Raw genomic sequence first — 20505 nt, 5'->3', positions numbered from 1 at the left:
CAGCCGACCTAGCCTGACGATGACGGTTCCCCTTCGGGGGATCAAAAGGGAACGCGGTGAGGACGTTTTGTCCGATGCCGCGGCTGCCCCCGCAACTGTAAGCGGCGAGCCCATCATCAACACGTCACTGGGTCTTCGGGCCTGGGAAGACGATGAGAGGGCGTCGACCCGCGAGCCAGGAGACCTGCCGTCAGTCGTGGTCACACGCGAAACGCATCGGGCGGGGTGTCCTGGTGGGGTGTCGGGGCCCGCGCTCGCGTGGGGATCGGCTTCGTTCGCGGTGACGTGCCACTGCCGTTGCCCGAGGTCTCCGCCTGTGTCCGCCCGTCTCGTTCCCCCACTCCTCGCCCTCGGATTCCTGGCATCCGCCTCGCCGGTTCTTGCTCAGTCCGAGACGGCAACCACCGCCGAGGCGACCCTCAACGAACTCTCCGTGGCGGCCGACATACGCCCGCCCCCTGCAGCGGCCGGTCCCGGTCTCGGCGGGGCCACTGGTGGGACCGGCGGGGCCGAGGCGTTCGGCGCCCTGTCCGCTCCCGCGCTGACGTCGAGTTCGGGCGTCATCACCGGCAGGGCCCTCAACGATCGCCCGGTGACCCGCCCCGGCGAGGTGCTGGAGGCCGTGCCCGGCCTCATCGTCACGCAGCATTCCGGCGAGGGAAAAGCCAACCAGTACTTCCTGCGCGGCTTCAACCTCGACCACGGCACGGACATCGCCATCACCATCGACGGCATGCCGGCCAATATGCGCACCCATGGCCACGGCCAGGGCTATGCCGACATCAACTTCCTCATTCCCGAACTCGTCGGCGCGGTGGAGTTCCACAAGGGCCCGTATTTCGCCCGTGACGGGGATTTCGCCTCCGCCGGATCGGTGCGGATCGACACGATCGACGCGGTACCCCGCCCTCTCGCGCTCACCTCCCTCGGGAGCTTCGGCTACAAGCGGGCGCTCACCATCGCCTCCGCACCCCTCGGGGAGGGGACGCTCCTCGCCGCTGGCGAGGCCCAGGTCTATGACGGCCCCTGGGTGGTGCCGGACGCCATCCGCAAGCTCAACGGCGTGCTGCGCTACAGCCAGGGCACTGCCCTCGACGGGTTCTCCCTCACCGGCATGGCCTATTCCAACCGCTGGACGGCGACGAACCAGGTTCCGCAGCGGGCCATCTCCGAGGGCCTGATCGGCCGCTTCGGCACCCTCGATCCGAGCGATGGCGGCGATGCGAGCCGCTTCTCCCTGTCGGGCCGCTGGAGCCGGTCGGATGATGGCGGGGTCACCCGCGCCAGCGCCTACGTCATCCGCTCGAACCTCAACCTGTTCAACAACTTCACCTATTTCCTCAACGATCCGGTCAACGGCGACCAGTTCCGCCAGCTCGACAGCCGCACCGTCGCCGGCGGCGAGATCGCCAGGGTGTTCAAGGGTGAGCTGTTCGGCCTGCCCATGGAGAACGAAATCGGCGTGCAGGCGCGGTTCGACGACATCCATGTGGGACTGTTCAACACGCGGGCGCGCACCTCCCTCTCCACCGTGCGCGACGACCGCGTGCAGGAAGGCAGCGCCGCGCTCTACTTCGAGAATCGCCTGCGCTGGACCGAGTGGCTGCGCACCAGCGTCGGCCTCCGCGCCGACGCCTACGACGCGAGCGTGAGATCGAACAATTCGCTGAACTCAGGCCATGCGCAGGACGGCATCGTCAGCCCCAAGCTCGGCGTCGTGTTCGGCCCCTGGGCCGAGACCGAACTGTTCGTGAATTACGGCGAGGGCTTCCATTCCAACGACGCGCGGGGCGCGACCATCACGGTCGATCCGGGCAACCCTCTGTTCCCCCTCGACCGGGTGCCGCTGCTGGTGCGCTCGGTGGGCTCGGAGGTGGGCTTGCGCAACCGCTCCATCGCCGGCCTCGAATCGACCGTGACCCTGTTCCAGCTCGATTTCGATTCCGAGAACCTGTTCGTGGGTGATGCGGGCACCACCGAGCCAAGCCGCCCGAGCCGGCGCACCGGCATCGAGTGGACCAACCACTACGCGGTCACGCCCTGGCTCGCCGTCGATGCCGACCTCACCGTCACCCATGCCCGCTTCGCCGATCGCGACCCAGCGGGGAGCCGCATTCCCGCCGCCCCCACCGCCATCGCGGCGGCCGGCTTTACCCTCGGTGAGGCGCTCGGCTGGTTCGGCACGATGCGGCTTCGCTATTTCGGGCCGCGCCCGCTCATTGAGGACAATTCCGTCCGCTCGAAGCCGACCACGCTGGTGAATGGCCGCATCGGCTACAATTTCGACAACGGTGTCACGGTGCAGCTCGACATCCTCAACCTGCTCAACGTCAAGGCGAGCCAGATCGACTACTTCTACGAGTCGCGGCTGCGGGGGGAACCGGCCGGCGGCGTGGCCGACACGCATCTGCATCCGGTGGAGCCGATGGCGGTGCGGTTGACGGTGGCAGGGCGATTTTGAAGAATGGGAGCGGGTTGCAGGCAGCGAAGCCGCTCTCCGGTCATGCTGATGGCAGTGATCCGGGCCGGAGATATGCGAACATGTGAGGCACATAATCGGCTTTGCCGAGTGTGATGCCGTAATGCCGCAAGATGGCGTAGGCGGTGATGACGTGGAAGTAGAACTGAGGCAGAGCCCAATCCCGAGCGTATTGTTCGCCGCTCATATCGAACGTGATATTGCCCGGAAGCTCGATCACGATTGGCAGAGTCGCGCCGGCATCGAGGGCATCGTTCGGGAGGCCGTCCAGAAGCGCCAATGCCTCGGTGATACGAGCCCGTGCATCCGCCATTGATCCGGGCACCTCGCCGGCATTACGCCCTTCGGCCGCCAAGGCGGCGAGCGATAGGGGAATGTCCTCACCGCGAAGGCGGAACGTCGCCTCCTGAGCTTGGTAGGCGGCAAAGCACACTTGTGACGCCAACGGATACATGTCTGGTGCCAGACGCGCCGAAAGCAGACCATTGGCGGGATCCACCATCTGATGCTCTGCCTTGTCCAGCAGCCCGGCCAGCGTCCGCAACATGTTCCTGTAGGTCGGTACCAGAAGGTTAGTCAGTGACATAATCAGTCTCGCGGCGACGGCTACTTCAACGCCTACCCTATTTCCGCGAGAGCGAACACCATAAGTCGAGGCCCACTTTTTCCCATTCCGACCCCTACGGCCCCACCCGCTTCCGCACCACCATCTCCCCTCGAAACAAGAACTTCTGCGCGCGCTTGCCCGTGTCCACCTCCGTGGTGAACACGTTGCCCTTGCTGTCGACGGCGAGGTTGTGGACCCAGTGGAAGTCGCCGGCCATGCGGCCGTTGCGGCCGAAGGCGCCGAGCACTTCGCCGGTGTCGCGCTTGAGGGTGCGGACCTCGTTGTTGGCGCCGTCCGCGTTGAGGAGGTAGGTCTGGTCGGGGTCGGGCCAGAGCGCCAGTTCCCAGACCGAGCCGTTGGCGCGGGTGTTCTTTTCCACGAAGAACTCCTTCACGAAGCTGCCGTCGCGGCGGAACACCTGGACCCGGTCGTTGGCCCGGTCGCAGACATAGACCAGCCCGTCGCGGGCAATCTGGACGCAATGGACCGGGTTGCGGAATTGCTGGGCCGGCGCGGCGGCCGGGTCGTAGGCGGGCAGGGTCTCGTCGGTGGGCGGCTTGCCGTAGGCGCCCCACATCCGCTTGAACGCTCCGGTCTCGGCATCGAACACGATGACCCGGTGGTTGAAGTAACCGTCGGCGACGAAGAGCTCGTTGGTCTCGGGGTCCACCTGCATGGCGGCGGGCCGTCCGAGGCGGGTCGTGTCGAGGCTGTTGGTCTGGGGACCCTGCTTGCCGATCTGCAGGACGAACTTGCCCTCCGGCGTGAATTTCAGGATCAGCCCGTCCTGCTCGCCGTTGCCGGCGAGCCAGACGAAGCCTTTGTGGTCGATATGGATGCCGTGCTCGTTCTGCGGCCAATCATAGCCTTCGCCCGGCCCGCCCCATGACCGGACGAGGGTGCCCGCTTGGTCGAAGACGAGCACGGGCGGAGCGGGGTGGCAGCATCTGGTACGCGGCGGCGTGAGGCTGGCGGCCTTCTCGTCATCGGTGAGGGAGCGCGGGCGCTGCACCACCCAGATCCGGTCCTCGGCATCCACCGCGACGCCGGACGCCTGACCCATGATCCATTTGTTCGGCAAGGGTTTAGGCCAAGTCGGATCGACCTGGAAGGTCGGGGGCTCTGCTGCGGCCACGCCTGCGAAGGCGACGGCGAGCACGGCCAGACCAAGCCTGAGCCTCATGGCATTTCTCTCCCAAACCCGTTTTTTGTTGAAGTAAGTCTCCGCCGGGCCGGGGCCTTTGTCCATCGACCGCACCTGACCGATCGGTATCGACACGCGGCATTTGTCACCAGGATCGGCCTTCGAGAATCCACCGGATCACCCCTCCGGTTTGACCGCTCTCCGGCCCGGCCTGTAGACACCGCGGCCCCTTCACGCGCGCGAGGATTCCATGGCCGCCATCACTGCAACCATCGCGGCGGAGCTCAAGGTCGCCGAGCGGCAGGTCGCTGCCGCCGTCGAACTCCTTGATGGCGGGTCGACGGTGCCGTTCATCGCGCGCTACCGCAAGGAGGTCACCGGCGGCCTCGACGATTCCCAGCTCCGCGATCTGGAGGAGCGCCTCGCCTATCTGCGCGACCTGGAGGCGCGCCGCGCCGCCATCCTCGAGAGCATCGACGGCCAGGGGAAGCTCGACCCGGCCTTGAAGGCGCGCATCCTCGCCGCCGACACAAAGGCACGGCTCGAAGACCTCTACCTGCCGTTCAAGGTGAAGCGCCGCACCAAGGCGCAAGCCGCCCGCGAGGCCGGGCTCGGCCCCCTGGCGGAGGCCTTGCTCGCCCATCCCGAACGCGCGCCGGAACAGGCTGCCACCGGCTTCGTCGATGCGGGCAAGGGCATCGCCGATGTCGAGGCCGCGCTGGAGGGCGCGCGCACCATCCTGATCGAGCGGTTCGGCGAAGACCCGGAACTGGTGGGCGCCTTGCGCGACACGGTCTGGCAGCGCGGCCGGATGACCTCCAGCGTCAAGAAGGGCAAGGAAGCGGCCGGCGAGAAGTTCGCCGACTATTTCGACTTCTCCGAACCGCTCACGCGCCTGCCCTCGCACCGCATCCTGGCCCTGTACCGGGGCGAGAAAGAGGACATCCTCGACCTCGACATCACCGACGCCCCCGGCGACGTGGCCGAGAAAGGCGTGCCCTCCTGGCAGGAACTGCGCATCGCCCGCGCCTTCCGCATCGGCGATCACGGCCGGCCGGGGGACCGTTTCCTGATGGAGACCGTGCGCCGGACCTGGCGCACCAAGCTGAAACCCGCCCTCGACACCGATCTGCGCGGACGCCTGAAACAGGTGGCCGAGACCGGGGCCGTGGGCGTCTTTGCCGGAAACCTTCGCGACCTGCTGCTTGCCGCCCCCGCCGGTGCCCGGCCGACTCTCGGCCTCGATCCGGGGTTCCGGACCGGGGTGAAGGTCGCGGTGGTGGATGCCACCGGCAAGGTCGCGGCCACCGACGTGATCTACCCGCACGAGCCCCGCCGCGACTGGAACGGCGCGCTCGTCGCGCTGGCCAAGCTCTGCCGCGCCCATAAGGTCGAACTCATCGCCATCGGCAACGGCACCGCCTCGCGCGAGACCGACAAGCTCGCCGCCGAACTCATCGCCAAACAGCCGGAGTTGAAGCTCACCAAGGTGATGGTGTCGGAGGCCGGCGCCTCGGTCTATTCGGCCTCCGCCTATGCCAGCGCCGAATTGCCGGGCCTCGACGTGACCCTGCGCGGGGCTGTCTCCATCGCCCGGCGCTTGCAGGACCCGCTCGCCGAACTGGTGAAGATCGAGCCGAAGGCCATCGGCGTCGGTCAGTATCAGCACGATCTCGGCGAGGGTCAGCTTTCCAAGGCCCTCGATGCGGTGGTGGAGGATTGCGTGAACGGCGTCGGCGTCGACGTGAACATCGCCTCCGCGCCCCTGCTCGCCCGCGTCTCCGGCCTCTCCGAGCGGGTGGCGGCCAACATCGTGACGACGCGGGACGAGAAGGGCCCGTTCCGCACGCGCGCAAGCCTCAAGAAGGTCGCGGGCCTCGGGCCCAAGGCCTATGAGCTCGCCGCCGGCTTCCTGCGCATCCGCGATGGCGACGATCCCCTCGATGCGTCGGGCGTGCATCCGGAAGCCTATCCGGTGGTGCGCCGCATCCTCGCCGCCGCCGGACAGCCCATCCAGGCCGTCATCGGCAACGGCCCCATCCTGAAGAGCCTCGACCCGAAGCGCTTCACCGACGAGACCTTTGGCCTGCCCACGGTCACCGACATTCTGTCGGAATTGGAAAAGCCCGGCCGCGATCCGCGACCGGCCTTCAAGACCGCGACCTTCCAGGAGGGCGTCGAGAAGATTTCGGACCTCCGGCCCGGCATGCGCCTCGAAGGCGTCGTCACCAATGTCGCCGCCTTCGGCGCCTTCGTGGATATCGGGGTCCACCAGGACGGTCTCGTCCACATCTCGGTCCTGGCCGACCGGTTCGTGAAGGATCCGCGCGAGGTGGTGAAGCCCGGCGACGTGGTGCAGGTGCGCGTCGTCGAGGTGGATGCCAACCGCAAGCGCATCGCGCTCAGCATGCGCTCGGAGGAAGCGGGTGCGCCGCGCGGCGGGCGGCCGGAGGAACGCTCCTCACGTCCCCCGCAGAGACCTGCGCCAAATCCGGCGCCACGCGGCCCGGCCCCGGACGGCGCGTTCGCCGAGGCCCTGCGCCGGGCGGCTGAGGGCAAGGACCGGGGACGCCGCTGACGGTCGCGCGCATTCCCCCTCTCCCCGTGCGCGGGGAGAGGATCGCGGACACCTTGCCGTGTTCGCGATGAGCGGAGGCAAAGCCGAAGCGAGGGTAAGGGGGACTCTTCGGATGAGGCTCCTTCGGACGCGCCCCCTCACCCTCGGCTGCCGCCTCGCCGCGCCGACGACGAGGTCGTCGCGGCCCTCTCCCCGCAAGCGGGGCGAGGGGATGCGCCCTCCCTCAGCACGCCGCCACGTTCACCGCCAGGCCGCCGAGCGAGGTCTCCTTGTACTTCGCCTGCATGTCGTTGCCGGTCTGGCGCATGGTCTCGATGACCTCGTCCAGGCTGACCCGATGGATGCCGTCACCGCGTAGTGCCAGGGAGGCAGCCACCACCGCCTTGTTGGCCCCGAAGGCGTTGCGCTCGATGCAGGGGATCTGGACGAGGCCGCCGATCGGGTCGCAGGTCATACCGAGATGGTGCTCCATCGCGATCTCGGCGGCGTTCTCGATCTGCAGGGTCGAGCCGCCGAGCAGCGCGGCGAGGCCCGCCGCCGCCATGGCCGCCGCCGAGCCGACTTCCCCCTGGCAGCCGACCTCGGCGCCGGAAATCGAGGCGCGGCTCTTGATGAGACCGCCAATGGCTGCCGCCACCAGCAGGAATTCGCGGCCGCGCTCGTCCGACCAGCCGGGGCAGAAGTCGCGGGCGTAGCGCAACACGGCTGGGACGATCCCGGCCGCGCCGTTGGTGGGGGCGGTCACCACCCGCCCGCCGGCGGCGTTCTCTTCGTTCACCGCGAGGGCGAACAGGCTGATCCAGTCCATGATCTCGTGGGCCGGCCGGGCGTTGAGGTGGCGGTTGGCCTCCAGATCCTCGAACAGCTTCTTGGCCCGCCGCCGCACCTTGAGGCCGCCGGGCAATTCGCCGGTCTGGCGAAGCCCCCGGTCGATACAGGCGAACATCGCGTCGCGAATCGCGTCCAGCCCCTCGTCGATGACCTCGCGGCTGCGGCTCGCGCCCTCGTTGGCGCGCTGGACCTGGGCGATGGAAAAGCCGGTGCGCAGGCATGTCGCCAGCAGATCGGCGGCGCTGGCATAGGGCAGCGGAAACGTCATTGCCTCGCCCACCGCCGCCGCTTCCTCGCCGACCACGAAGCCGCCGCCGATGGAATAGCAGGTGACCGTGTCGAGCACGCCGCCATGCTCGTCGAGGGCGCGGAACCGCATGCCGTTGGTATGGACCGGTAGCACCTCGGTGAAGTTGAAGACGAGATCGGTCTCGAGGGCGAAAGCCGGTCCACCGAGGCCGAGCCTGCCCGTCCGCTTCGCTTCGGCCACGTATTCGTCGACCCGGTCGGGGTCGATCCCGGCGGGGCTATGGCCGAGCAGGCCGAGAAGAATGGCGACATCGGTCCCGTGCCCACGCCCGGTCCAGGCGAGGGAGCCGAAGATCTCGGCGCGGATGCGCGCGAGGCCGGTACGCCGCCGCGTCCGCTCGCGGAAATCGAGGGCCGCCACCATCGGCCCCACCGTATGCGAGCTCGACGGGCCGATCCCGATCTTGAACAGGTCGAAAGCGCTGATCATCGGTCCCGGTCCGCCTCATCCGCAGCGTCGCGCCACCATGCGGCAGTGCGATCGCTCATCAGACAGACCGTGATCTGAAGATCGCGCCCCGTCTTCGCAAGTGCGCCGTCCGACCTGCGAAATCCGGGCCGGACACGGTCCGCCCCGACGGGCCGCGTGGCGGGGCGATGCTCCGGCTCATATCAGGCCTCACTGAACCTGACCCAAAGACCAGGGCCGGTGAGGTCTTGCGGACGACCGCCGCCGCGCCGTCGCGTGGGCAGAGCTCGATGAGTCCGGCTCATCGAGGTCTGGTATCAGTGGAAGAACGGCAGGAAATGCGGAGCGTAGAGGCCGAAGCCCAGCATCACGAGGCCGGCGACGCCCAGGAACCCGCCCGCCAGCGTCAGTGCGGCGATGCCGGTGATGACCTGGGCCGAGGCGAGCACGATGCCGATCTGGAAGGCGGCCGAGCCGAATTCGTAATGATGGTAGCGGTGGAGCGCGAGGTCGCGATGCTCCTGCGAGGCCCGCGCCTTCTCCTGCAGTTCCTTGCGCCCGTCGCCGGTGGAGGGGTCCGATTCCCAGCGCGCCATGGTCTTGGCCCATTCGGCCCGTTTGGCGGCGATGGCCGGTGCGTTGGCCGTCTCCGGCGGGATCAGGGCGAGGGTTTCGTCGGCAGTCTTGAGGATGGTGCCGCGGATGGTGCGGGCCTGGTAATAGGCCCATTGGTTGGAGGATTCGACGTTGGCGCTGAGCGCCTCGGTCTGCGCCCCCTTGGCCAGGGTCTCGGCCAGCGCCAGGAACAGCGCCAGCACCGAAATCAGCAGCGCGACCTTCTTGTTCGAGCCCTCGATGGCTCCGTGACCCGACATGCCGGATGCTCCCTCTCGTGTTCGACGGCGGGAGTCACAGCCGATCCGCCGAGGAAGCGCAACCGTTTCCTCGGCGGTTTCGGGGCCGCATCGTCCGGCTCCTCAATCCTTGAAGACGTAGCCGGCGATGATCTTGAGCCCGACCGGGCGGCCGGCGGCGAGGCGGTGGGTATCGGAGGCCTCCACCACGACGGTTTTGCCTTCGGGGCGGTCCACCTCGATCCGCTGGCGGCCCTGGCTGCGGTATGACGAACGCACATGGCCTTCGAGATGGGCCTGGTCGGGCTCGGCGAATTGCAGCTGCCACGGTCGCGCATAGAGCTTGACCGGGCCGACGAGGCCGGCCGGTGCCTTGACCGGGGTCAGCCGGCCGTTGACCCGCACCTCGCCCCCCTGAACGATCGCCTCGACTTCGATCGTGTCGCCGAGGAACTTGAGCACGGTCGAGGAGACCGGGTTTTCCTGGACCTCGTCCGGGGTGCCGATCTGTTCGAGTCGGCCCTTGGACAGGACGGCGACGCGGTCGGAGAGCTCCAGCGCCTCGTCCTGGTCATGGGTCACGAAGATCGTGGTCTGGCCGGTGCGGTCGTGGATCTCGCGAAGCCAGCGGCGCAGGTCCTTCCTCACCTGGGCGTCGAGGGCGCCGAAGGGCTCGTCCAGCAGCAGCACGCGGGGCTCCACGGCCAGGGCGCGCGCGAGCGCGATGCGCTGGCGCTGGCCGCCGGAGAGTTGCGACGGGTAGCGGTCGGCGAAGCCCGAGAGCTTGATGAGATCGAGGAGATCGCCGACCCGGCGCTTGATCTCGGCCTTGGCCGGCCTGTCCGCACGCTTCCGGGCGTTGAGGCCATAGGCGATGTTCTCGGCCACGCTCATATGCTTGAACAGGGCGTAATGCTGGAACACGAAGCCGACGGCCCGCTCCTGCACCGGAACCCGCGTGGCATCGTCGCCGCCGAAGATGATGCGGCCGCGATCGGGAAAATCGAGCCCGGCGATGATGCGTAGCAGCGTGGTCTTGCCCGAGCCCGAGGGGCCGAGCAGCGCCAGCAATTCGCCCGCCTGCACGTCGAGGGAGAGGTCGTGCAGCACCGCCGCCGTGTCGAAGGTCTTCGACAGGTTCTCGACCCGGATCGCCGTGGACGAACCCACCGGGTCAGTGACCCCGTGCGCCCGCTGCGATCTCGGCACTGAAGCGCCATTCGAGGAGTGATTTGACGAGGAGGGTGACAAGAGCGAGGCCGGCAAGGAGGGAAGCGACGGCGAAAGAGGCAACGAAGTTGTACTCATTGTAGAGGATCTCCACGTGGAGCGGCAGCGTATTTGTCAATCCGCGGATATGGCCTGAGACCACCGACACCGCGCCGAATTCGCCCATCGCCCGGGCGTTGCAGAGGAGCACGCTGTAGAGCAGGCCCCAGCGGATGTTGGGCAGCGTCACGGTCCAGAACGCGTGCCAGCCGGAGGCGCCGAGGGTCAGCGCCGCTTCTTCTTCGGCAGTTCCCTGTTCCTGCATCAACGGGATCAGCTGGCGGGCGACGAAGGGGAAGGTGACGAAGATCGTGGCGAGCACGATGCCGGGAACGGCGAAGATCACCTGGATGTCGTGCGCGATCAGCCACGGGCCGAGGAGGCCCTGGGCCCCGAAGACGAGTACGTAGATCAGCCCCGAGACCACCGGCGAGACCGAGAACGGCAGGTCGATGAGGGTCACGAGCAGGTTCTTGCCGCGGAACTCGAACTTGGCGATGGCCCAGGAGGCCATGATGCCGAAGACGAGGTTGAACGGCACGGCGATGGCCGCCGTCAGCAGGGTCAGGCGGATCGCAGAGCGCGCATCCGCCTCCGTGAATGCGGCGAGATAGGCTGACCAGCCTTTCGCGAAGGCCTGGATGAACACCGTCACCAACGGCAGCACCAGGAACAGGGCGAGAAAGACCACCGCGACCCCGATCAACACCACCCGGACGACACGGCCTTCCGTGACCACGCTCCGTGCGCGGGCGGGCGGACCTCCGGCCTGGAGATTGGGGTGCCGGACATCCGGGTTTCCGACAACGGCGCTAGACATAACCGAACCTCCTGCGGCTCCAGGCCTGGATCAGGTTGATGGCGAGCAGGGTCAGGAACGAGATCCCGAGCATGATCGTCGCGATGGCGCAGGCGCCCCCATAATCGAATTCCGAGAGCTTGATGACGATAAGGAGCGGGGCGATCTCGGAGACGTAGGGAAGGTTGCCGGCGATGAAGATGATCGAGCCGTATTCACCGACGCCGCGGGCGAAGGCGAGGGCGAAGCCCGTGAGCACGGCCGGGATCAGGGGCGGTAGCACCACCTTCACCAGCGTGTGCCAGCGGCCGGCGCCGAGGGTGGCCGATGCCTCCTCGATCTCCTTGTCGATCTCGACGATCAGGGGCTGCACCGTCCGTACGGCGAAGGGCAGGCCGATGAAGACCATGGCGATGTAGATGCCCACCGGCGTATAGGCGGCCTCGATCCCGAGCTTGGCGAGCTGTTCGCCCACGAGACCGTTGGGGGCATACAGGGAGGCCAGGGCGATGCCGGCGACGGCGGTCGGCAGGGCGAAGGGAAGATCCACCACCGCGTCCACGATCTTGCGGCCGGGAAACCGGTAGCGGGTGAGAACCCAGGCGATGAGGAAGCCGAAGACCGAGGCGGTCAGCGCCGCGAGGAGCGAAACCCCGAAGCTTACGCGCAGGGCGCTGGCGACGCGCGGATCGGTGGCGACCGCCCAAATTCCCGACAGGCCGAGGCCGGAGGCGCGGGCGACGAGAGCGGCCAGGGGCAGCAGCACGATGATGCCGAGGCAGGTCAGGGTATAACCGAAGGTGATCCCGAAGCCGGGAATCACACTGGGCTGACGGAAGCGTCGTCTCGGACGCAGAGGGGGCTCTGCCATGGGGTGGTCCTGATAATGGATCGCCTCGCTCACGCATCGGCGGGTCGGGAAGCGGGCACGGTGTCCGGCTGAGGTCGCCCCCTGCTCCCTGGGCACCCTCCCCGTGACGGCTGCTAGATTTACACACCTGCTCTTCAAGGCAGAGCGCGTCCCTCTCCCCCTTGTGGGGAGAGGCTAGGAGTGGGGGTGGCTCCGCCAGCCTCCGCAGCATCAGGGTCGCACAACCACCCCCACCTCCTACTCCTCCCCGCAAGGGGGAGGAGGGCAGGGTAGCGTGCATACCGCGACATGTGTGCCTATCGTCGGCCGGGGGGGCGCGCTACGGCGCCGGCTTGCTCAGCTGGTCGAACAGCCCACCATTGTCGAAGTTCTTCTTCTGGATATCGTCCCAGTTGCCCTGAAGATCCTCGATCTTGAAAAGTTTCAGTTCGGGCAGCTGCGCCAGATGCTCGGGCTTGGCGGCCTCACGCTTGATCGGGCGGTAATGATGCTTGGCGAAGATCGCCTGCGCCGCGTCCGAATAGAGGAACTGGAGATAGGCCTCGGCCTGCTTGCGGGTGCCCTTCTTGTCGACATTGGCATCCACGAGGGCGACCGGCGGCTCGGCGTAGATCGAGGTCGGCGGAACGATCACGTCGAACTTGTCGCGGCCGAACTCTTCGAACACCAGATAGGCTTCGTTCTCCCAGGTCGGCAGCACGTCGCCGAGACCGCGCTGGGCGAAGGTCACGGTGGAGCCGCGCGCGCCGGTATCGAGCACCGGCACTTGCTTGTAGAGCTGGCCGACGAAGGCGTTGGCTTTGTCCGCGTTCTTGCCTTCCTTCTCGTAGGCGTAGCCCCAGGCCGCGAGGAAGTTCCAGCGGCCGCCAGCCGAGGTTTTCGGGTTCGGGGTGATCACCTTCACGTCGGGCTTCACGAGATCGCCCCAATCCTTCACGCTCTTCGGGTTGCCCTTGCGCACGAGGAACACCACGGTCGAGGTGTAGGGCAGACCTTCATTGGGCAGCTTGGTGCGCCAATCGGCGGGGATCTTCTTCGAGATGCGGCTGATCGCGTCGATGTCGGAGGGGATGCCCAGGGTCACCACATCGGCCGGGATGCCGTCGATGACGGTGCGGGCCTGCGAGCCGGAGCCGCCATGGGCCGCGCGGATGGTGACCGTCTCGCCGGTCTTCGCCTTCCACTCCTCGATGAAGGCCGCGTTGATCTCCTTATAGAGTTCCCGCGTCGGGTCGTAGGAGACGTTGAGGAGTTCGGTCTGCGCCTGGGCGCTGCCGGTGGCGAACAGCGCGGACCCGAACCCTGCCGAGACCAGGCCGAGCGAACCGGCGCACAGGGCAATGACACGTCTGCGGTTGGACAGACGGCGGGCATTCGGCGGGGAGGATAGGTTCGAGCTCACAGGTTCGTCTCCGGCTACATCGCGGCTGCGGGACAAAGCCGTCCCGACGCCCCGGTGGCGCTAGGTTTCGTTCGTTTTAAAGAACAATGTCAAGCTTGACCGAGGGGTGCCTCTTTCGTTCTAGATAGGCAATTCTCCTTACGAAAGCGAAGGCGTGAGGAGGAAAACATTTGCTATAGAAGTATGTTCTATCTGTATCCGCGAAGGGAGAATATAAAGCCTCGGTCGGCTAGTTCTATAGAACGAACGTTCCGTAACATTTCCGGCGCCAATGTGCATTGCAGCATCAGGCCCGGTTTCCCGGGTCCGTACGCGCGGAGTGTCTCATAGGTGGGGTCGGTCATGGAGCAGCGATAGCGCTCCATTCCGGCCAGACACGACGGAAAACCGGATGCGGGAATCCGCAACCGGTTATGCTGGCAGAAGGGCTTCCCGAACGCCTGAGAATCAGGAGATCGGGACAGGCTTGGTCTGGAAGGAGCAGTGCCTGCGCAGGCGTCCCTTCGAGGAACGGCTCAGTCGGAGGCGAGGGCGACCAGGGAGAACAGGGTCGCGAGCAGGATGTTTCCGGCGACGACGAGAACGAGGACGGTCATGGGATGGGATTTCGCGGGTTGGCGGAAGACGGGCCGGGCAGGTCCAGCACGTAGGCGCGACCGATAGCACCGCAATTCTGAACGCTGTGTGTCGTCTCGCTCATCCCTCTGAAGGATCGCGCCTGTAACGGGTCACCCCTTCCGCCGACTGAGCTTCGACAGCAGGGATTCGATGCGTTCGCCAACCGGTTCGATCAGCGAATCGGCATAATGGGCCCGCAGGTTCAAACCGAGATGGCGTCGCACGCTTGCCGTGAGCGATACCGGCCTGCCCCGCGGCGTCCGACCGTCCTGCCCGTCATCCGGCTGCATTTTGGTCATGAGGGGAGCTCCGCTCATGCCGACTTCCCAAGGAGGGACTGGGTCGGCCCTGACCGGAAGGCTGCCAGGGAATGGTTAAGAACAATTTTATCCATTTCCGTAAAAAGTCTGTAAGGCCAAGCTTCTAGGGCGAGCGCCCCGTTTTCCCTTATCTGTCAATGACATTTTACATTTTTTGAAGCGAAATAAATCCGTCAGCCATACCACCGGGAGGAAACGGCGCGGGTGCAAAGGGTTGCGTCCGGCCAAGCCCCCTGGCGATCCGCAAACAGGGTTACCGAATGGTTTCCGGCTGTGGACGGCTGCGCCGAAGCGGGGTTACAACGCTCTCGCTCACTGAGTCGGATTCAAGTGTTCGGAGAGCAAAAATCGCATGAAGGGGAGATCTTCAAAGAATGCAGACCATCACCATCACAGTGCGAGAACGTGACACCGTATTAGCGGCGCTGCGTTACTATCAATTCTATCGCCTTCAGGGCCATCCTTTCGATCCTCGGCAAGATCACCTGATCGATGCAATTGCAAGTCACTCAGGTGAAAGTCTAGATCTTGCGGAGATCGACGATCTTTGTGCCGGCATTCAGGGCAACAAACACGCCTTGAGCGCGGCTGCGTAACACCCCCACAGGGGTCCTCGATACGTCGGCGGCGGCCCTCCTGCGCCGCCTAAAGACGGGGATGGGCCGAGCGCCGCACACTCCACGTCTTCGCCAAGACGATGCTGGTCGGGGCGGATGTCCGAAACGGCCTCAAAAAGAAAAACCTTCTCTTTTCACGATTTGCCAGGACATCCTTCACGACCCGCTGGGCCATCGCCCATCCGGCCCACGTGCAGGCCGCAGGCACCGTGCCGGGCTCCCCCGGCCGGTGCGCCGCGACGATGCCCGAAAGCTCGACCGGACCCATCGGCCCTTCGCTTCACGGAGCCTTGGCGAGCTGATTCTTGGCCCGCTCGACCGCCGCGTTGCAGGCCTGGGCGTCGCCCTTGCCGTCGGCGGTGCGCGCCTCGTCCAGGGCGACCTTGGCCTGCATCGCGGCATCGGCGCCTTTTCCCGCCTCAGCGGATTTCTCCGGCGGAGCGGCCGGGGTGGAGGCATTGCCTCCCTGCGCGGTTTCCCCCTGGCCTTCGCGCGCGCCGGCGGCCGCCTTACCCGAGGTCGAGGCGGAGATGGCGCCCGTCGCCTCGTCCTTCACCCGCGTCTCAAGGCGCGCGATCTCTTCCGAACAAGGTGAGGCGAGGGCCGGGTCCGCCGCGAGGCCGATGGTGAAGCCGGCAGCCAGCAACACTGCGAGGGGACGGGATTTCTGAATCATGGGGTATCCTCAAGGGGGGCTGTGACGGGACAACCCGTGTCCGGCCCCTTCGGCTCCCCTGACGCGGCGAAGTTTACGCCTCGGCGAACCCTGTCGATCCCGGCCGCGCACCGCCATGGTCGTGGTCGCATTCACCGTGGTCGGCCAGCACCTGGATGACCCGGCACCCACCCACCCGCCCGTGGCCGCATTCCGTCACCATGCGCTGCAACTCCGTACGCAGGGCGATCAGCCGGGTGATGCGCTGCTCCACCTCCGCGAGGTGACGTCTCGCCAGACGGTCCACCTCGGCGCAGGATTCCTCCGGTTGCGCGCTCATGGCGAGAAGTTCGCGAATCGCATCGACCTCGAAGCCGAGTTCGCGCGCGTGACGGATGAAGTTGAGCCGTGCCACCTCGGCGTCGCCATAACGGCGCTGCTGCCCATCGGTGCGCGGCGGCGACGGCATCAGCCCGACCTGCTCGTAATAGCGGATCGTCGGCACCTTCACTCCGGCGCGGCGCGACAGGATTCCGATCGAGAACGTCATTTTCCGCTTGATCCTCTAGTCGCTAGAGCTTGTAGGCTTCTGTTTAACGACGAAACGAGGAGAGAGCCATGGCCGAATCCTGCTGCGGCACGAGCCTGAACCAGACTGAAGCCCACACGCACGTGCATTCCCACGATCATGCCCATGACACGGCGGGCGCGCACGACCACGCCGTGGCGACGCAGGCTCCGAAGGCCTCGCCGCACGAGGAATCCTGCGGTTGCGGCGGGGGCGTTCCGGTCTTCGACGGCGTGGATCCGCGCTACAAACGGGTGCTGTGGTTCGTCATCGCCCTCAACGGCGCGATGTTCGTCACCGAGATGGCGGCTGGCCAGGCGGCTGGTTCGCAGGCGCTGAAGGCCGACGCCCTCGACTTCCTGGCCGATACCGTCACCTACGGCCTCAGCCTCGCGGTCATCGGTGCGAGCCTTCGCACCCGCTCGTTGGCGGCTCTGGCCAAGGGGGTGAGCCTCAGCCTGATGGCGGTCTGGGTCTTCGGCTCCACGCTCTACCAGACGCTCGTTCTCGGCGTGCCGAGCGCGGAATGGATGGGCGGGATCGGCTTGCTGGCACTGGCCGCCAACGTCGCCTCGGTGCTGCTGCTGATGCGCTACAAGGACGGCGACGCCAATGTCCGCTCCGTCTGGCTGTGCTCGCGCAACGATGCCATCGGCAACATCGTGGTGATGGGCGCGGCGCTCGCCGTCTGGGGCACCACGTCGGCCTGGCCTGACCTCGCGGTCGCCGCCCTCATGGCCGGCATCTTCCTCACCTCTTCGGTCCAGATCCTGAAACAGGCCTGGGGCGAGTATCGCGAGGGGGGCCGGGAGGCGCGGGTCTTGGCGGCCGAGTGAGGGTTCGGACCACCTTAATATGACGTGGTCATTCCGGGGCGCCGAAGGCGAGCCCGGAATCCAGAGCCACCAAAGGTACAGGACCTTGCGCTGTCGGCGTTTCTAGATCCCGGGCTCTGCTGCGCAGCCCCGGGATGACGTCGCTGATCCGGAAAATCTTCGGCCCCTTACAAGAAAGGGGCCGAAGAGTGTTGCGGTCTTACGAGCTCAGCTGGTCGCGGATCGGCAGCTGCCGGATGCGGCGGCCGGTGGCGGCGAAGACCGCGTTGGCGATGGCCGGCGCCACGGGGGGGACGCCCGGTTCACCGACGCCGCCGAGCGGACGGCTGTAGTCGTTGTTCTGGATCAGGTGGACGTGCAGCTCCTTCGGGGCGGCGTCGAGACGGGTGATCTCGTAACCGTCGAAGTTGTTCTGCTGCGCGCGCCCGTCCTTGAAGGTGATTTCGGCCGACAAGGCCAAGCCCATCCCCATGACGACGGCACCCTCCATCTGCGAGCGGATACGCTCCGGGTTGACCTGCGGCCCGCAATCGACGGCGATGTCGATGCGCTTGACCGAGACTTCGCCCTTGGCGCCCACTTCGACCTCGGCGGCGACCGCCGTGTGGGTGACGAAGCTGTAATGCCCGGCAATGCCGAGGCCCCGTCCCTTCGGCAGCTTGCGGCCCCAGCCGATCCCCTTGGCCGCCGCCTCGATGACCCCACGCAGGCGCGCGGTCTCGATCGGGTAGCGGGCCGGGTCCTCGCCGTAATTCCACACATCGCCGATGGTGGTCGGGTCGATCACCCGGTCGGGGCCGATCAGGGCCAGCAGGTACTCCTTCGGATCCTTGCCCGCCGCATGCGCCAACTCGGCGACAAACGACTGGATCGCGAAGGCGTGCGGGATGTTCGACACCGAGCGGAACCAGCCGATGCGCACATGCGCGTCGGCCGCCGGGTTCTCGAGCCGGATATTCGGCACGGCGAACGGCGTGTTGGTCAGTCCCATCCCGAGCTCGAAGGGCAGCTCGTTCTTGGCGCCGGCGGCGAAGATCGAGCCGATCGTGGGCGCCGCCGAACGGTGGAGCCAGGCCACCGGCATGCCCTTGTCGTCGAGGCCGGCCTCCAGGCGCTCCACCGAGATCGTGTGGTAGTAGCCGTGATGGAGGTCGTCCTCGCGGGTCCAGGTGAGCTTGACCGGCGCACCGTCCACGGCCTGCGAGCACAGGGCCGCCTCGAGCACGTAATCGGGCTTCGACTTGCGGCCGAAGCCGCCGCCGAGCAGCGTCACGTTCACCCGCACCTTGTCGGCAGGCAGGTTGAGCTTCTTGGCCAGGCGGTCATGGGTCGCCTGGGGAGCCTGCGTGCAGGCCCAGGCTTCGCAGAACCCGTCCTTGATCCGCACGGTGGCGGCCGGCGGCTCCATCGGAGCCTGGACGAGATGGGGCACGAAATACTCGGCCTCGATCCGCTGCTTGGCCTTCGCCATGGCGCCGTCGACGTCACCCTGGTTGCGAACGACCTTGCCGGGCGCGCGTGCCGCCTTCTCCAACTCGCCGCGGAAGGCGACCGAATCGTAATGGGCGTTCGGGCCGTCGTCCCAGGTGATCTTCAGGGCGTCGCGGCCCTTCATTGCCGCCCAGGTGTTCTTGGCGATGACGGCGACGCCGCCGATCGGCTGGAATTCGGACGGGATCTCGGGCGTGTCGATCTTGAACACCTTGACTACGCCGGGGACCTTCATGGTCTCGGCATCGTCGTAGCTCGCCACCTTGCCGCCGAAGACCGGCGGGCGGGCAACGAGGGCGTAGAGCATCCCGTCGAGACGGGTATCGAGGCCGTACATGGCCTTGCCGGTGGTGAAGTCTTGGTTGTCGATGAGGCCGATCTTGCCCTTGCCGATGAACTTGAAGGCTTTCGGATCCTTCAGGGTCACGCTCTCGCGAGCGGGCACGGCGAGTTCGGAGGCTGCCGCCGCCACGTCGCCATAACCGAGCGTGCGCTTCGACTTGGCATGGGTGAGGACCGAGTTCTCGGCCTTCACTTCCGCTGCAGGCACGCCCCATTGCTTGGCGGCGGCCTGGACCAGCATGGCCTTCGCCGCCGCACCCGCATGGCGCAGGTGCGGGAAGAAGTGGCGCAAGCTCCGCGAGCCGTCGGTGTCCTGGTTGCCGAACCGGGCTTCGTCGCCCCAAGCCTGGGCGACCTTGACCTTGGCCCAATCCGCCTCGAGCTCGTCGGCGACGACGAGGGCGACGGAGGTGCGCACGCCCTGGCCCATCTCCGAGCGATGGCAGGTGATGGTGACGGTGCCGTCCGGCGCGATGGCCACGAACACCTTCGGGTCGTCCTGCCAGCCATGCGGCATGGCATCGGCGCCGAATTTCTTCGGCTCGTCCTTCTTGTCCTCGGCACGCGCGGAATCACGCCAGGACAGGGCGAGCACCAGGGCACCCATGCCGCCGAGCATGGCGCGGCGGCTGACATTGGCGAGAGCGCTGGGCGCTTCGGGGGCGGCGGTCGTCTCGGTGGCGAGGTCGGCCATGATCTGTGCGTCGTGAATCACAGGCGCTCTCCCTTGTTGGCGGCCGGCGCGTTTCCGGCGGCCTGATGGATCGCGGCGCGGATGCGCGGATAGGTGCCACAGCGGCAGAGGTTGCCGCTCATGGCCTCGTCGATCTGGGCGTCGTTGGGCTTCGGCGTCTCCTTCAGGAAGGAGGCCGCCTGCATCATCTGCCCGCACTGGCAATAGCCGCATTGCGAGACGTTCAGGTCGCGCCAAGCCACCTGGACCGGATGGTTGCCATCGGGCGAAAGCCCCTCGATGGTCACCACCTCCTGGCCTTCGGCTGCGGAGATGGGGGTGACGCAGCCGCGCACGGCAGTGCCGCCGAGATGGATCGTGCAGGCGCCGCATAGGGCCTGGCCGCAACCGAACTTAGTGCCGGTGAGGCCGACTTCGTCACGCAGGAACCACAGCAGCGGCATGTCGGGATCGCCGTCGAAGCTGCGTTCAGCCCCGTTCACGGTGAGTTTGATCATCGGTCTATCCTGTCATCGATCAGGCCACGGACCGGTCGAGATCGGCGGGCTACCGATCCGTTGGGCTCGCGAATACCTTGGAGGTCGTCACTCAGGCGCGGGGCGCGCGCGACATCGTCGCCGTCCCGCATCGAAACGTCCCTGAGGTGCGGCAGCGGATCCGGCACCCCTCGACAGGGAACCGTCGCAGTGCACGAAGCCCCCACGCCCCGTACCTCATAATGAATCCAATTAAACGGTAGGGGTGCTGCGGTGCAACGGCCGGCAGCCACGGGCGTCACTTTCGTGAAGCTCGGCCGAGGATTCGATGTGCTG

The 20505-nt window shown here is 66.8% G+C and carries 17 protein-coding genes and 1 riboswitch; of the genes, 4 read left to right on the top strand and 13 right to left on the bottom strand.

What is annotated here, in order from left to right; translation table 11 throughout:
• Positions 1-6 precede the first annotated feature (6 nt).
• Positions 7-206: riboswitch (cobalamin riboswitch) on the top strand.
• A 110-nt stretch (positions 207-316) separates the two neighbouring features.
• Positions 317-2461 (top strand): TonB-dependent receptor, encoded by a 2145-nt coding sequence (locus AC0IXR_RS16155; RefSeq protein WP_471761443.1) that lies wholly within the window; start codon positions 317-319, stop codon positions 2459-2461.
• 40 nt (positions 2462-2501) lie between these two features.
• On the opposite strand, the gene AC0IXR_RS16150 is transcribed toward AC0IXR_RS16155, so the two are convergent.
• Positions 2502-3065: a DUF1993 domain-containing protein gene (locus AC0IXR_RS16150; RefSeq protein ID WP_471761441.1), complete on the bottom strand. Its 564-nt coding sequence runs from the start codon at positions 3063-3065 to the stop codon at positions 2502-2504.
• Positions 3066-3159: 94 nt separating this feature from the next.
• Positions 3160-4269, bottom strand: coding sequence for an NHL repeat-containing protein (locus tag AC0IXR_RS16145; RefSeq protein ID WP_471761440.1), 1110 nt, complete (start codon positions 4267-4269; stop codon positions 3160-3162).
• Between the two features lie 211 nt (positions 4270-4480).
• Between AC0IXR_RS16145 and AC0IXR_RS16140 the strand changes: the two genes are divergently transcribed.
• Entirely contained in the window at positions 4481-6808 is a 2328-nt protein-coding gene (locus tag AC0IXR_RS16140; protein WP_461234868.1) for a Tex family protein, read from the top strand.
• Positions 6809-7031: 223 nt separating this feature from the next.
• On the opposite strand, the gene AC0IXR_RS16135 is transcribed toward AC0IXR_RS16140, so the two are convergent.
• From AC0IXR_RS16135 to AC0IXR_RS16105, 7 genes are all read right to left on the bottom strand, one after another.
• Positions 7032-8378, bottom strand: a complete 1347-nt coding sequence (locus tag AC0IXR_RS16135) for an L-serine ammonia-lyase (RefSeq protein ID WP_419953179.1) — start codon at positions 8376-8378, stop codon at positions 7032-7034.
• Between the two features lie 296 nt (positions 8379-8674).
• Positions 8675-9232, bottom strand: a complete 558-nt coding sequence (locus AC0IXR_RS16130; RefSeq protein WP_056422855.1) for a DUF4337 domain-containing protein — start codon at positions 9230-9232, stop codon at positions 8675-8677.
• A gap of 102 nt (positions 9233-9334) precedes the next feature.
• Positions 9335-10381: a sulfate/molybdate ABC transporter ATP-binding protein gene (locus AC0IXR_RS16125; RefSeq protein ID WP_056422852.1), complete on the bottom strand. Its 1047-nt coding sequence runs from the start codon at positions 10379-10381 to the stop codon at positions 9335-9337.
• Between the two features lie 4 nt (positions 10382-10385).
• Complete coding sequence (cysW, locus tag AC0IXR_RS16120) at positions 10386-11300, bottom strand: sulfate ABC transporter permease subunit CysW (RefSeq protein ID WP_056422841.1); 915 nt, start codon at positions 11298-11300, stop codon at positions 10386-10388.
• A complete protein-coding gene (cysT, locus tag AC0IXR_RS16115; RefSeq protein WP_056423334.1) occupies positions 11293-12150 on the bottom strand; it encodes a sulfate ABC transporter permease subunit CysT in 858 nt (285 codons plus the stop codon). The genes cysW and cysT overlap by 8 nt, the downstream gene beginning before the upstream one ends.
• Before the next feature lie 319 nt (positions 12151-12469).
• Positions 12470-13465 (bottom strand): sulfate ABC transporter substrate-binding protein, encoded by a 996-nt coding sequence (locus tag AC0IXR_RS16110; protein ID WP_471761587.1) that lies wholly within the window; start codon positions 13463-13465, stop codon positions 12470-12472.
• A gap of 815 nt (positions 13466-14280) precedes the next feature.
• Entirely contained in the window at positions 14281-14469 is a 189-nt protein-coding gene (locus AC0IXR_RS16105) for a NepR family anti-sigma factor (protein WP_311275619.1), read from the bottom strand.
• A 395-nt stretch (positions 14470-14864) separates the two neighbouring features.
• On the opposite strand from AC0IXR_RS16105, the gene AC0IXR_RS16100 reads away from it, so the two are divergent.
• Positions 14865-15086, top strand: a complete 222-nt coding sequence (locus tag AC0IXR_RS16100) for a hypothetical protein (protein WP_018045985.1) — start codon at positions 14865-14867, stop codon at positions 15084-15086.
• A 301-nt stretch (positions 15087-15387) separates the two neighbouring features.
• On the opposite strand, the gene AC0IXR_RS16095 is transcribed toward AC0IXR_RS16100, so the two are convergent.
• Complete coding sequence (locus AC0IXR_RS16095) at positions 15388-15783, bottom strand: hypothetical protein (protein WP_471761439.1); 396 nt, start codon at positions 15781-15783, stop codon at positions 15388-15390.
• A gap of 73 nt (positions 15784-15856) precedes the next feature.
• Positions 15857-16312 (bottom strand): MerR family transcriptional regulator, encoded by a 456-nt coding sequence (locus AC0IXR_RS16090; RefSeq protein ID WP_471761437.1) that lies wholly within the window; start codon positions 16310-16312, stop codon positions 15857-15859.
• 68 nt (positions 16313-16380) lie between these two features.
• On the opposite strand from AC0IXR_RS16090, the gene AC0IXR_RS16085 reads away from it, so the two are divergent.
• Entirely contained in the window at positions 16381-17166 is a 786-nt protein-coding gene (locus tag AC0IXR_RS16085; protein WP_471761436.1) for a cation efflux transmembrane domain-containing protein, read from the top strand.
• A gap of 199 nt (positions 17167-17365) precedes the next feature.
• On the opposite strand, the gene AC0IXR_RS16080 is transcribed toward AC0IXR_RS16085, so the two are convergent.
• Positions 17366-19714, bottom strand: a complete 2349-nt coding sequence (locus AC0IXR_RS16080; protein WP_471761435.1) for a xanthine dehydrogenase family protein molybdopterin-binding subunit — start codon at positions 19712-19714, stop codon at positions 17366-17368.
• The gene (locus tag AC0IXR_RS16075; protein WP_056422827.1) at positions 19711-20190 is read right to left on the bottom strand and encodes a (2Fe-2S)-binding protein; all 480 of its coding nucleotides are present in this window, start codon (positions 20188-20190) and stop codon (positions 19711-19713) included. The genes AC0IXR_RS16080 and AC0IXR_RS16075 overlap by 4 nt, the downstream gene beginning before the upstream one ends.
• Positions 20191-20505 lie beyond the last annotated feature (315 nt).

The organism is Methylobacterium sp. AC832, assembly GCF_979256025.1.
This window is presented reverse-complemented; position numbering and strand designations above follow the sequence as displayed.